The sequence below is a fragment of the Yoonia maritima genome (assembly GCF_002933395.1).
Taxonomy (GTDB): domain Bacteria; phylum Pseudomonadota; class Alphaproteobacteria; order Rhodobacterales; family Rhodobacteraceae; genus Yoonia; species Yoonia maritima_A.
Map to the genome: position 1 here is coordinate 129,103 of NZ_PKFN01000009.1, position 12,513 is coordinate 141,615.

12 protein-coding genes are annotated in these 12,513 nt (G+C 54.4%); 10 read left to right on the forward strand and 2 right to left on the reverse strand.

Features of this window, described 5'->3' with window-relative positions:
- Positions 1–92 precede the first annotated feature (92 nt).
- From tolQ to folD, 10 genes are all read left to right on the forward strand, one after another.
- The gene (gene tolQ / locus CYQ09_RS11800) at positions 93–767 is read left to right on the forward strand and encodes a protein TolQ (RefSeq protein WP_204353943.1); all 675 of its coding nucleotides are present in this window, start codon (positions 93–95) and stop codon (positions 765–767) included.
- 2 nt (positions 768–769) lie between these two features.
- Entirely contained in the window at positions 770–1,246 is a 477-nt protein-coding gene (locus CYQ09_RS11805) for an ExbD/TolR family protein (RefSeq protein WP_106745610.1), read from the forward strand.
- A gap of 3 nt (positions 1,247–1,249) precedes the next feature.
- Positions 1,250–2,386: an energy transducer TonB gene (locus CYQ09_RS11810; protein ID WP_106745611.1), complete on the forward strand. Its 1,137-nt coding sequence runs from the start codon at positions 1,250–1,252 to the stop codon at positions 2,384–2,386.
- A gap of 102 nt (positions 2,387–2,488) precedes the next feature.
- A complete protein-coding gene (gene tolB, locus CYQ09_RS11815) occupies positions 2,489–3,805 on the forward strand; it encodes a Tol-Pal system beta propeller repeat protein TolB (RefSeq protein ID WP_430383345.1) in 1,317 nt (438 codons plus the stop codon).
- 76 nt (positions 3,806–3,881) lie between these two features.
- Complete coding sequence (pal, locus tag CYQ09_RS11820) at positions 3,882–4,406, forward strand: peptidoglycan-associated lipoprotein Pal (RefSeq protein WP_106745612.1); 525 nt, start codon at positions 3,882–3,884, stop codon at positions 4,404–4,406.
- 20 nt (positions 4,407–4,426) lie between these two features.
- Positions 4,427–5,245 (forward strand): tol-pal system protein YbgF, encoded by an 819-nt coding sequence (ybgF, locus tag CYQ09_RS11825; RefSeq protein WP_106745613.1) that lies wholly within the window; start codon positions 4,427–4,429, stop codon positions 5,243–5,245.
- On the forward strand, positions 5,236–6,495 hold the full coding sequence (tilS, locus tag CYQ09_RS11830) for a tRNA lysidine(34) synthetase TilS (protein WP_106745614.1): 1,260 nt from the start codon (positions 5,236–5,238) through the stop codon (positions 6,493–6,495). Before ybgF ends, tilS begins: the two co-directional genes overlap by 10 nt.
- A 77-nt stretch (positions 6,496–6,572) precedes the next feature.
- Positions 6,573–8,489 carry an ATP-dependent zinc metalloprotease FtsH gene (gene ftsH / locus CYQ09_RS11835; RefSeq protein ID WP_106745615.1) on the forward strand — a complete coding sequence of 639 codons (1,917 nt, stop codon included), beginning with the start codon at positions 6,573–6,575 and terminating at the stop codon, positions 8,487–8,489.
- A 126-nt stretch (positions 8,490–8,615) separates the two neighbouring features.
- Positions 8,616–9,194, forward strand: coding sequence for an MOSC domain-containing protein (locus CYQ09_RS11840; protein WP_106745616.1), 579 nt, complete (start codon positions 8,616–8,618; stop codon positions 9,192–9,194).
- Between the two features lie 185 nt (positions 9,195–9,379).
- Complete coding sequence (gene folD / locus CYQ09_RS11845; protein WP_106745617.1) at positions 9,380–10,273, forward strand: bifunctional methylenetetrahydrofolate dehydrogenase/methenyltetrahydrofolate cyclohydrolase FolD; 894 nt, start codon at positions 9,380–9,382, stop codon at positions 10,271–10,273.
- A 27-nt stretch (positions 10,274–10,300) separates the two neighbouring features.
- Here the strand turns inward: folD and CYQ09_RS11850 are convergent, their stop codons facing one another.
- Together CYQ09_RS11850 and CYQ09_RS11855 are read right to left on the reverse strand one after the other, a co-directional pair.
- Positions 10,301–11,086 (reverse strand): NAD(P)-dependent oxidoreductase, encoded by a 786-nt coding sequence (locus tag CYQ09_RS11850; protein ID WP_106745618.1) that lies wholly within the window; start codon positions 11,084–11,086, stop codon positions 10,301–10,303.
- A gap of 71 nt (positions 11,087–11,157) precedes the next feature.
- Positions 11,158–12,468, reverse strand: coding sequence for an ATPase (locus CYQ09_RS11855; protein ID WP_106745876.1), 1,311 nt, complete (start codon positions 12,466–12,468; stop codon positions 11,158–11,160).
- Positions 12,469–12,513: the final 45 nt, after the last annotated feature.

Here is a 12,513-nt window from a genome sequence, read left to right on the forward strand (position 1 = left end):
TAATACGGGTTTGATTGGATTTTCATTTCGGCTTGCGTTAACGATGGTTGTAATCAGAGCCCAAAATCGGGCCTACAGGCAGAGCAGGCACAATGGAAGCAGCAACCGACTTCACGATGTGGGCGCTATTTGCGCGCGCGACAATCACCGTAAAACTCGTCATGATCATGTTGATCGCCGCATCTATCTGGTGCTGGGCCGTGATCGTGGACAAGATTATTCAGTACCGCAAAGCGCGTGCAGAGGCCGAGGTTTTTGACCGCCAGTTCTGGTCGGGCGAGCCTTTGGATGGTTTGTTCGATCAGATCGGGACCGATCCGGATGGCGCGAGCCAAAAGATTTTCGTGGCTGGCATGTTGGAATGGCGTCGGTCGCATCGCCAAGACGGCGGATTGATCGCCGGGGCGACCGCCCGGATCGATCGATCCATGGATGTCGCGATCGCCAAGGAAGCCGCGAAACTGCAAAAGGGTCTGCCAGTGTTGGCGACCGTTGGTTCTACGGCACCATTCGTTGGCCTGTTCGGGACCGTTTGGGGTATCATGAATGCGTTTATCGAAATCGCCGAAGCACAAAACACAAACCTAGCTGTCGTTGCTCCGGGTATCGCCGAGGCGCTGCTGGCTACGGGTTTGGGCCTGTTAGCCGCTATTCCTGCTGTGATATTCTATAACAAACTGTCTGCTGATAGTGATCGTATCGTTGCTGGCTACGAAGCCTTTGCCGACGAATTTGCGACGATCCTTAGTCGCCAGTTGGATAGCTGATCATGGGTGCGGGTGTTATGAAATCAGGTGACGGAGGCGGAAGACGCCGCCGACGCCGGGGGAGCCGGGTTCAGCCTATGGCAGAAATCAACATCACGCCATTTGTTGACGTGATGCTGGTGCTTTTGATCATCTTTATGGTTGCTGCCCCGTTGATGACCGTTGGTGTTCCTGTGGAGCTACCCAAAACCGCGGCCGATGCTTTGCCCGGTGACGACGAAGAACCGCTGACAGTGACCATCACTGCCGATGGTGTTATTATGATTCAAGAAACCGAAACGTCGCCGGAAGAGTTGGTTGCTAAATTGCAGGCCATTGCCGCTGAACGCACAAGCGACCGTATTTTCCTGCGGGCAGATGGCGCGAACCAGTGGAACAGCGTGGCTGAAATTATGGGTGCTTTGAACGCTGGCGGGTTTTCCAACATTGGTCTGGTGACAGATGTTGGGGGACCGTCCTTTGCGGGGTCAGACGGTTAAGCCATGCAAACGCCGGGCACGTATATCTCTGCCACAGGACATATTGTTCTTATTGGCTGGTTGGTACTAGGCTGGGGGTTCGATACGGAACCGCTCAAGTTTGATGCTATGGATGTGTCTGTCATCAGTGGTGAAGAGTTTGAACAGATGGTGGCCGCGAGCACGCCGGAACCAGGCAGTGCTGAACCAACTGCGCCAGCACTGCCGGTCATCGATGATACGCCACCGCCACCGCCAGTTGAAGAACAGCCTGCAGAGACCGCACCGCCGCCGGACCCTGTCGATCAGCCGGTAGAAGAATTGCCTCCTCCACCGCCACCCGCACCATTGCTAACCGAGGCAACGGACGAGCCGCCTGTCGCTCCAACAGAGCCAGCGGCCCCACCGCCATCGCCCAACATTGATGTGAATGAACCTCCAGCGCCGACACAGGCAGATCGTATTGCGTCGTCCCCGTCGACACCGCCGCCGCCGGACACGCAGATTGATGATGTCGTGCGTGAAGAGGTTGTTCCTGACGAAACGGCCCCGGCTGAAGTCGTGACCGAAGAGGTGACGCCAACGGCGCCAGAGGAGACTGCACCAGAAATCGCCATTGAAGATGAAACACCTTCAGGACTGGTCGAAACGTCGTTGCGTCCTGTTGTACGTCCTAACCGCCCAGCACCTCCTGCGGAAGAGCCAGCGACACCAACCCAAACTGCTGAAACACCAGATGTCGAGCCGACAACACCCGCGAATGAACCGAGTGATGACGCCGTTGCCGCCGCTTTGGCAGCCGCTTTGGCGGCAGACGCGCCCTCTGCCCCTGCGGTTGAGGCTGGTCCGCCGATGACAGGATCTGAGCGCGACAGCTTCCGTGTGTCAGTCAACCGCTGTTGGAACGTTGACCCGGGTTCAGTTGCGTCACGCGTCACTGTTGAGGTGGGTTTTGAACTGGATCGCAGTGGTAAGGTTGTCGGTCAGCCAAGGCTTATCAGTGCGCAGGGCGACCAAAGCGCGGCAGATACAGCGTTTGAAGCGGCCCGTCGCGCGATTTTGCGGTGCCAATCTGGCGGCTATCAATTGCCCGCTGATAAATACGACCAATGGAAAGATGTTGTCATTACATTTGACCCCAGCGGAATGCGGCTACGTTAACGATGAACACGTGTAGGTGAGGTGAAAAGCTTTCACACCCCTGCTATGAAGGAACGATAAATGCGGATTAGGGTAAACCTGACCATGCGAAATGAGGCAAAGATGATGAAAAGACTTCTTACACTCTTGGTAGCTTTGATGTTGGCGGGCCCTGTGACCGCCCAGAATGGTCCGTTGCGGCTGACGATCACAGATGGTGTGATCGAACCGATCACTTTTGCGGCGCCGATGTTTCAGGCTGAAAATGCCGAAGCAACGCAGGTGGCGAATGACCTGAACCGGTTGGTCGCGCAGGATTTGTCCGGCACGGGGCTTTTCCGCGAAATTCCGGCGAACGCGTTTATTTCGCAGGTTTCTTCATTCTCGCAACCGGTCCAGTTTGCTGACTGGCGGGCAATTAATGCGCAGGCGTTGGTGATTGGAGCTGTCGCGGTGAATGGTGGCCAACTGACAGTGAAATTCCGTTTGTATGACGTTTTCTCTGGGCAGGAGCTCGGTGGCGGTCTGCAGTTCGCCGGCACAACTGATGGTTGGCGTCGGATGGGTCACAAAGTTGCGGATGCTGTTTATAGCCGGATCACGGGTGAGGGCGGTTATTTCGACAGCCGCGTCGTTTATGTCGCCGAAAGCGGTCCAAAAGATAACCGTCAGATGCGCCTTGGAATCATGGATTTCGACGGCGCAAACGTGCAGTATCTGACTGACAGTAGTAGCATTGTGCTTGCGCCGCGTTTTTCACCAAACGGTGACCGCGTACTTTACACAAGCTATGAAAGTGGTTTTCCCCGCATCAATGTGTTGAATGTCGCGACTGTTGGGCGCCAACAGTTGCAGACTGCACCGGGCGAAATGGCATTTAGCCCGCGTTTTTCACGCGATGGTGGATCGGTGATTTACAGCCTTTCGAACGGTGGTAACACGGATATTTTCCGTTCAGACCTATCATCAGGCCAATACGTTCGCTTAACCTCCGCCCCTTCGATTGAAACAGCACCCAGCCTGTCACCCGATGGCAGCCAGATCGTGTTTGAAAGCGACCGGTCGGGCACTCAGCAGTTATACATCATGTCCGCGAATGGCGGCGAAGCGCGCCGTATTTCATTTGGGGAGGGCCGCTATGGCACACCTGTCTGGTCCCCAAGGGGTGATTTGGTAGCGTTTACCAAACAAAATGCGGGTCGTTTCCATATTGGTGTGATGCGTACGGACGGATCGGAAGAACGCCTATTGACCGCGTCTTTCCTTGATGAAGGTCCGACATGGTCACCAAACGGACGCGTGATCATGTTTAGCCGCGAAACCCAAGGGGAAAGCGGAACAACATCACTCTATTCGGTGGACATCTCTGGTCGGAACCTCAAGGCGGTTCCTGTGCAAGGCGGTGCCTCTGACCCATCATGGGGTCCGCTTCAGCCTTAGCAGATGCCACATTCCCAGAACGATAAAGCCATGCTATGCTGGCAAAAACGAGCAGATATAAACAGGATTTGAACCGATGAATATGATGACAAAAGCGACGATGCTGCTTTTGGTATTGGGCACAGCGGCCTGTACCAATCCAGACCGTCTTGGTGGTGCTGCTGGCGCAGGCGGTGCCGGTGCGGGGGCCGGCGTTGATGGCGGACTTGCTGGATCGGCAAGTGATCCGACCAGCCCTGCGTATTTTAGCCAAGCCATCGGCGATCGCGTGTTGTTTGCTGTGGATACATCGACCCTCACACCCGAAGGGCAGCGCATTTTGGACGGTCAAGTTCAATGGCTGTTGACCAACGCAGATTATCGCGCCGTTGTCGAAGGCCATGCCGACGAGCAAGGCACGCGCGAATATAACCTTGCGCTTGGTGCGCGGCGTGCAAACGCAGTGCGCGAATACCTTGTGTCGCGTGGCGTGCCGTCATCCCGGCTTGAGGTGATCAGCTATGGTAAACTCCGTCCAATCGAAGTTTGCTCGAACGAGGCATGTTATGCCAAAAACCGTCGTGCGGTTACCGTTCTCTCTTTCTCGTCTATGACTAGCTAATCCAGACCTAAGGACCTTTCATGTTGCACCGTATCGTTGTTGTCTGCGCGCTTTTGTTCTCACCTATCCCTGCCTTCGCGCAGGAAGAGACGCTTGCGGATATACGACAACAATTGACTGCTCTTTACGTCGATGTGCAGCGATTGCATCGTGAATTGTCCACAACAGGGGGGCTGAATTCTGGGATCGTGGGGAACACACCGCTGGACCGACTTAATGCGATCGAGGCTGAGTTGCAGCGTTTGACCTCTAAGACGGAACAGCTAGAGTTTCGCGTGAACCGGATCACCGTTGATGGCACCAATCGGGTTGGTGATCTCGAATTCCGCCTGTGCGAGTTGGAAACCAATTGTGACATTGGCCAACTGGGCGATACGCCAAGTTTGGGCGGTGTTGATAACGGGGCTGACGTCCCCGCACCAAACCTGCCCCCCGCCACGGGCGGGCCTGCTTTGGCTATAGGCGAACAAACTGACTTTCAGCGAGCGCAGGAGGCGCTCGCGAACCGTGACTTTCGCAGCGCCGTGGACCAGTTTGAGACCTTTGGCACGACCTACCCGGGAAGCCCACTAGCACCAGAAGCCAACTATCTGCGCGGCGAGGCGTTAGAGGGGCTTGAAAAGCCAACCGAAGCTGCGCGCGCATATCTTGAAGCATTTTCAGGCGACCCTGACGGACCGCAGGCTGCACATGCGCTTTATAAATTGGGCGCATCACTTGGCGCGATAGGCCAAACGCAGGACGCATGTCTGACACTGGCAGAAGTGAACGTTCGCTTTCCTGGTGATCCTGCTGTCAGTGACGCACAATTTGCGATGCAGAATTTGGGATGCCAGTAGCGGATAAGCAATCTGGCCTGCTAGATCAATTTGGACAAGCCTTTGAACGCCATATCACGGCGGTACCTAATGGTTTGATTGGACTTGCGGTGTCCGGTGGCGGCGATTCGGTTGCGATGATGCACATGGCCGCGCGGATGATTGACCCGACACGGTTACGTGTGGTGTCCGTTAACCATGGCCTTCGTGCGGAAGCTGTTGCTGAACTTGCACAGGTCAGCGCGCAGGCCAGCCGATTGTGCATTCCACATGTAGTTTTGGATTGGACCTGGGACAGAACCGGTAATCTACAGGCGGCTGCGCGTGACGGGCGCTGGCAATTGATGCGAAACTGGGCGGTTGAGACCGGAGTAGGCGCGCTTTGTCTGGGGCATACCGAAGACGATCAGATCGAGACGCTATTGCTTCGGCTTGCACGTGGTTCGGGGGTTGATGGGTTGATCGCGATGTCGGGTTTGGACCAGCGCGATGGCATGACTGTTTTGCGCCCCTTGCTCGGGATATCACGCGATGCCTTGCGCGAATGGCTTGTTTCACAAGCAATCCAATGGAGCGATGACCCAAGCAACGACGATGCGCGGTTTGACCGTGTTCGGGCCCGTCAAATGTATGCGCAGCTTGAAACTCTTGGGCTCACGCGCAAGCGGTTACTGCAAACGGCAGATCATATGCGGGCAGCGCAGCGGTCGCTTCAACAAGCAGCACATGAGTTTGCGCAAACTTACGTTACGCAGGATTTGGGTGATTTGGTGTTTGCACCAGAAGCCCTAGATCTCCAAACCGAAGACCTGCCGCGTCGCGTCATGGCCGAAGCATTCTCGTGGATGGCAACCAAAACGTATCGGCCGCGATTCGAAAATATGCTGGCACGGGTCGCACAGGTACGGAACGGTAAACAGGCGACTTTGGGCGGATGCATCATGCTGCCGTTGTCTGATGGTGGAATGCGCCTTGTGCGCGAAGCGTCAGCGACCGCCAGTTCTTTGGCTGGTCGCGGTGAGTTTTGGGATAAACGATGGCGTATAGAAGGGCCTATGCGCGACAACTTGCGCTTTCAGGCGCTTGGTGACGGGCTGAATGCTTGCAAAGATTGGCGGCAAACGGGTGTTTTGCGGCTGTCGCTATTGGCATCTCCGTCGGTTTGGCACGAAGACACGTTAATTGCCGCGCCTTTAGCCGGGCTTTGCAATGGTTGGACCGCACAGATTGCCGCGGATTTCCATTCTAGAGCGTTTGGCATTGAAGATTAAGGTTTAGCCTCTATTTTAGATGAAACGCTTGAACGCGACTCTGTCGCATTCATTCCCCGATTTCAAAGGAGCTCCCCTTGGGCAACGCGCGAAATATGGTCTTTTGGATCGTCTTGTTTTTGATGGTTCTTGGACTTTTCCAAATCTTCAGCGGTACACCGTCCGCTACACGTGGCAATAATCAAAACTATACGCAGTTCGTAGAATCTGTTGAGGCTGGTCAAGTAACGGAAGTCACGATTGACGGCGAAAGCGTACGTTACGTTGTTGGCGGAACTACTTTTACGACAATCAAGCCTGAAGACGCTGAAATCACGAACCTTCTGGTCGATGCTGACGTTCCTGTTACGGCGATTAGCCAAGAAACGTCGCTGTTCCAGTCGTTCTTGATTAGCTTGCTTCCATTTGTGCTGCTGATTGGTGTTTGGATTTATTTCATGAACCGCATGCAGGGCGGTGGCAAAGGTGGCGCGATGGGCTTTGGCAAATCAAAAGCCAAGCTGCTGACCGAAAAGAATGGCCGCGTCACATTTGATGACGTTGCGGGCATTGATGAAGCCAAAGAAGAACTGGAAGAAATCGTAGAATTCTTGCGTAACCCGCAAAAATTTAGCCGTCTTGGCGGTAAAATTCCAAAAGGTGCGTTGCTTGTTGGTCCTCCGGGTACTGGTAAAACGCTTTTGGCGCGTGCGATTGCCGGCGAAGCGGGTGTGCCATTCTTTACAATCTCAGGTTCTGATTTTGTTGAAATGTTTGTTGGTGTTGGTGCGTCGCGCGTGCGCGACATGTTCGAACAGGCGAAAAAGAACGCACCTTGTATCGTGTTCATCGATGAGATCGACGCCGTAGGCCGTGCACGTGGCGCTGGCCATGGTGGTGGTAACGACGAGCGCGAACAGACATTGAACCAGCTGCTGGTTGAAATGGACGGTTTCGAAGCGAACGAAGGTGTGATCATCGTTGCGGCGACGAACCGTCGCGATGTTCTTGACCCCGCGCTTCTGCGTCCGGGTCGTTTTGACCGTCAGGTCACCGTTCCAAACCCAGATATCAAAGGCCGCGAGAAGATTCTGGGTGTGCACGCACGCAAAATCCCATTGGGCCCAGATGTCGATCTGCGGATTATCGCACGTGGTTCACCGGGCTTTTCCGGTGCTGACCTCGCGAACCTCGTGAACGAAGCTGCGTTGATGGCTGCACGTGTTGGTCGCCGGTTTGTGACGATGGTCGATTTCGAATCTGCCAAAGATAAGGTCATGATGGGTGCAGAGCGCCGTTCGATGGTCATGACCGCCGAGCAGAAAGAAATGACCGCGTATCACGAGGCTGGCCACGCGATTGTGGGGATTAGCCTGCCTAAATGTGACCCGGTCTATAAGGCAACGATTATCCCGCGCGGTGGTGCGTTGGGCATGGTGATGAGCCTGCCTGAAATGGACCGACTGAACATGTTCAAGGACGAATGCCACCAGCGTTTGGCCATGACCATGGCGGGCAAAGCGGCTGAAATCATCAAATATGGTGAAGATCAGGTCAGCAACGGTCCTGCAGGCGATATCCAACAGGCCAGCCAATTAGCCCGTGCGATGGTTCTGCGTTGGGGGATGTCGGACAAAATCGGCAACATTGATTACGCTGAAGCACACGAAGGCTATCAGGGTAACACTGCTGGTCTGTCTGTGTCTGCACATACGAAAGAACTGATCGAAGAAGAGGTTCGTAAGTTCATTCAAGACGGCTATGACCGCGCCCGCGAAATCATCATTGAGAAAAATGACGAGTTCGAACGCCTAGCCCAAGGTCTGTTGGAATACGAAACGCTGACAGGCGCAGAGATTAAGCGCGTGATGGCGGGTGATCCACCCCATACCGATGATGAGGATGGTGGTGATGCGGCGAAAACGGATACGTCATCAGTGACGGCTATTCCAAAAACAAAGCCGAAAAAGCCGCCGACCCCAGAAGGCGGGCTAGAGCCCGAACCAACAACATAAACTGATCAAACGCCGCCCAATCACTGGGCGGCGTTTTTGCTTGATACCTCATTTCACAAATGATGAATTGCGAACGACTGTTCTGGCGGTTTACGCCTGCTGTTAAGCAAACATGAAAGGTTCACGATGCCCGCGCTGAAACCCACCGAAATCACTGGCGAAGTTGTTTGGATCGGGCATGTGCCTGATCGTGATGCATCGCTAAAGTCCTCTGGCCAAACTGAAGCAGAGCTAACATTTGCAGGTATTCCCGGAGAAGAACACGGCGGGCTGACACGCCCGTCCTGTTCGCGTGTCGTGAGCCAGCATCCGCGTGGGACAGAGATTCGGAACGTTCGCCAGTTGTCTGTTATTTCGACCGAAGAACTGGCCGAGATCGCGGCAGAGATTGGCTTGGATAATCTAGAACCTGCCTATGTTGGGGCATCTTTGGTAGTGAAGGGCATCCCTGATTTCACGCATTTACCACCGTCTTCGCGCCTGCAGTTCCCAGACGGGTCTGTAATCGTCGTGGATATGGAAAACCGTCCGTGCAATTTGCCTGCCAAGGTGATCGAAAACGACTTTCCAGGGGCAGGGCGCAAATTTAAAGCTGCCGCTGAGAATAAACGCGGCGTGACAGCGTGGGTCGAACGTGAAGGTCGGATAAAAGTTGGCGATACCGTACGCCTGCATGTGCCAGACCAACGCGCATGGCAGCCATAGGTTTCTGATCCGAAACTAACGGCTATCGGCTGGCGTTTCTGGCTACTTATGCGTCGAATACCGGCATTGCGCCACTTGATCGCGGCTTAATTTCAAGATGAATACGCAAGGTATTTGCGCCTCACCGCATTTGGCGGTAGGGCTGCGCTGCCTGCACACGCAACCATTGCCGGGAAGACGATAGAATGACAGCAACTGTAATCGATGGAAAAGCCTTTGCCGCCACTGTACGCGGGAAAGTGGCCGAACATGTAACCCGGTTGAAAGAGGTCCATGGGATCACCCCCGGATTGGCAGTGGTACTGGTCGGTGAAGATCCCGCGAGCCAAGTCTACGTGCGGTCAAAGGGTAAGATGACAGCCGAAGTCGGCATGAACAGCTATGAACACAAGCTGGACGTCGACACATCAGAAGAGGCGCTTTTGGCGCTGATTGATCAGCTGAACAATGATCCTGCGGTTCATGGTATTCTGGTCCAACTACCGTTGCCTGATCATCTGGACAGCGATCTGGTGATCAACAGTATCGACCCAGCTAAAGATGTTGATGGTTTCCATATCTCGAACGTGGGACTGCTGGGCACTGGACAGAAAAGCATGGTGCCATGCACCCCGCTGGGATGTCTAATGATGCTGCGCGATCACCTTGGATCTTTGTCTGGCCTGAATGCCGTTGTGGTTGGCCGGTCCAACATCGTGGGCAAACCGATGGCGCAACTGCTGTTGGGCGATAGCTGTACGGTTACGATTGCGCATAGTCGCACCAAAGATCTGCCCGCTGTTGTGCGTCAGGCTGATATCGTAGTTGCTGCGGTTGGACGCCCACAAATGATTCCCGGTGACTGGATCAAACCCGGCGCCACAGTGATTGATGTAGGTATCAACCGGATCGAAAAGCCGGAAGGCGGGACGCGTCTGGTCGGTGACGTTGATTATGACAGCTGTGCAGCTGTGGCAGGCGCGATTACCCCTGTGCCTGGTGGCGTTGGCCCGATGACGATTGCCTGTTTGCTGGCCAATACGGTGACCGCATGTAGCCGTGCCAATGGGCTTAAGGAGCCTGAAGGGCTAACCGCCTAATCATCGGCGGGTGGATTAAAATCCACCCTACGGTTTGGGCCGCGGTTTTAGCTGGCGGATTGTCGTTTGAACCGCTTCGGGTAGGGCTGTGTTCATATCAGGTGCGATATCAAGGGCGGCACCCACGTCTTTGGCCAATATGCCGATGCTGTTGTCATCGCTGAACCCGTCACGCGCGAATTCAATCTCGTCAAATCCAGAGGCAAGCCAGTTTTGGCCTGATGCCGTTCCGATGAGCGCCAGCAGCTTTTGCTCGTCCACTCCCTGTGTATCGCCCCAGTCCAAGACAAGCCGCGTCATGGCTGTATGAGAGGCCGCCAGAAGGTTGTTCAGCACCTTGCCTGTCATCCCTGCGCCATAGTCGCCCATGTGATGGATTTCTTGGCCCATGGCCTGTAGCAGTGACATGATCCGGGTAGGGTCACCGCCGACCATGAATGTGAGTGTACCAGCCTGAGCGCGGACCTGCGCGCCGGACATGGGCGCATCGATCAACGTGATCCGATCCGGAATGCGGTGCCGAAGTGATTTGACGTAATTTGGTGATAGCGTGGAACTGATGACAATGGTCTTAAGGGCCTTTGCTTGGCGGACCACAGACTGATCGTCAAACAGCAATGCATCCGTCTCGGCCGCATCACGCACGACGGTAATCAAGGTCGTAAGGCCATCGCAAAAGGCATCTATATCTGTGCCAACCCCAGCATCAGGGCAGGGGTCAAAACCGCGCGCATTGAACCCAGTTTTTTGTAGGCTTTTCAGCATGGGGCCACCCATGCGGCCACACCCGGCAACCCCAATTACATCTGTCATTTTATCCCCCCAAAGAAAAAGACTTCCCTTTTGTTAAAGGGAAGCCAGTTGCTTGGGAATTAAAAATGCTACTAGTGAACGATGTCTTCTTCCTTAACGAACATGTTCGCCCATGCGCGATCAATCAATTCGGGTGTCATCTGGTTAGGGATGCCTTCGAATTCACAGATGGAAATCATCTGGTCGATCAGGAAAATAGGTTGATAGTTAGCGTATAGATTATCGATTTCAGGGTAGCGTACGTTCAGCAGGTGAACGAGCGTATCTTCATCCAGCGGCATTTTGCGTTTACGCGCGACCATCGCAAAGATCTTAAGAAAGTCTTCTTGGTTCGGGCCGTCAATTTTGATCTTGTAGAAGATACGACGCAAAGCCGCTTTATCGAAGATCGCGTTCGGGTGGAAGTTGGTGGAGAAGATGACAAGCGTGTCGAATGGTACTTCGAACTTTTCACCTGATTGCAGGGCCAGAATATCTTTGTTTTCTTCGAGCGGAACAATCCAACGGTTCACAAGTGTCTGTGGTGGTTCGGCCTGACGCCCAAGGTCATCCACGATGAAAATCCCGCCGGTGGACTTAAGCTGCAAAGGCGCTTGGTAAGTTCGGGCTGTTGGGTTGTAGACAAGGTCGAGCATCGACAGCGACAGTTCACCGCCGGTAATAACTGTTGGACGTTCACAGCGCACATATCGGGTATCAAAGCGGCCAGAGGTCCGGCGCAGACTGTTTGGGTCGTCTATGTCATCTTCAGCAGCAGAGTGAACGATTGGGTCGTAAACCGTGATCACCTGACCTGAATATTCGATCGCACGCGGGACATAGATTTTGTCACCCAACGCATCGCGAATACCGTTCGAGATCGAAGATTTACCGTTGCCTGGAGGCCCGTACATCAGAATAGAACGGCCTGCGCTGACCGCTGGACCAAGGTTGGACAAAAGATCGGGTGGAAGCACAAGATGCCCCATCGCCGTCGAAAGCTGGTCGCGTGTGATTTGAATGTTGCGGATGGATTGGCGCTGAATTTGCTCGCGATAAATATCCAGCGGCACAGGCATGGCACCATAATATTCGGACTGGCTTAGCGCATCAAGCGCACGCGCACGTCCCGCATCAGTGAGCTGATAGCCCATTTCGTTGCCGCTGTTGGCATTCAATGTACCTGTCGCTTCAAGAAGCAATTGGCCGCGGGCCATATCGACCAGCTCTTGTGTGACTGGCACAGGCAAACAAATTGCCCGGCTTAGCAGGGAAACTTGGTCAAGGTTCATACGGAACATTGTTTTCAGCAAGATATCCCGCATCATCGACATGGGGAGCAGCATACCGTCAAGGCTGCGCGGTGCCGGGGGGGCCATTACGCTAGAGGATTGCACGTTCATTTCTTTCTGGCCTATCGCAAAAAATTTAGGGTCCGCACATAAATG

Coding starts and splice junctions, on each gene's coding strand:
- tolQ (WP_204353943.1), top strand. CDS start 93: ATGGAAGCAGCAACCGACTTCACGATGTGGGCGCTATTTGCGCGCGCG.
- CYQ09_RS11805 (WP_106745610.1), top strand. CDS start 770: ATGGGTGCGGGTGTTATGAAATCAGGTGACGGAGGCGGAAGACGCCGC.
- CYQ09_RS11810 (WP_106745611.1), top strand. CDS start 1,250: ATGCAAACGCCGGGCACGTATATCTCTGCCACAGGACATATTGTTCTT.
- tolB (WP_430383345.1), top strand. CDS start 2,489: ATGATGAAAAGACTTCTTACACTCTTGGTAGCTTTGATGTTGGCGGGC.
- pal (WP_106745612.1), top strand. CDS start 3,882: ATGAATATGATGACAAAAGCGACGATGCTGCTTTTGGTATTGGGCACA.
- ybgF (WP_106745613.1), top strand. CDS start 4,427: ATGTTGCACCGTATCGTTGTTGTCTGCGCGCTTTTGTTCTCACCTATC.
- tilS (WP_106745614.1), top strand. CDS start 5,236: ATGCCAGTAGCGGATAAGCAATCTGGCCTGCTAGATCAATTTGGACAA.
- CYQ09_RS11840 (WP_106745616.1), top strand. CDS start 8,616: ATGCCCGCGCTGAAACCCACCGAAATCACTGGCGAAGTTGTTTGGATC.
- folD (WP_106745617.1), top strand. CDS start 9,380: ATGACAGCAACTGTAATCGATGGAAAAGCCTTTGCCGCCACTGTACGC.
- CYQ09_RS11850 (WP_106745618.1), bottom strand. CDS start 11,086: ATGACAGATGTAATTGGGGTTGCCGGGTGTGGCCGCATGGGTGGCCCC.
- CYQ09_RS11855 (WP_106745876.1), bottom strand. CDS start 12,468: ATGAACGTGCAATCCTCTAGCGTAATGGCCCCCCCGGCACCGCGCAGC.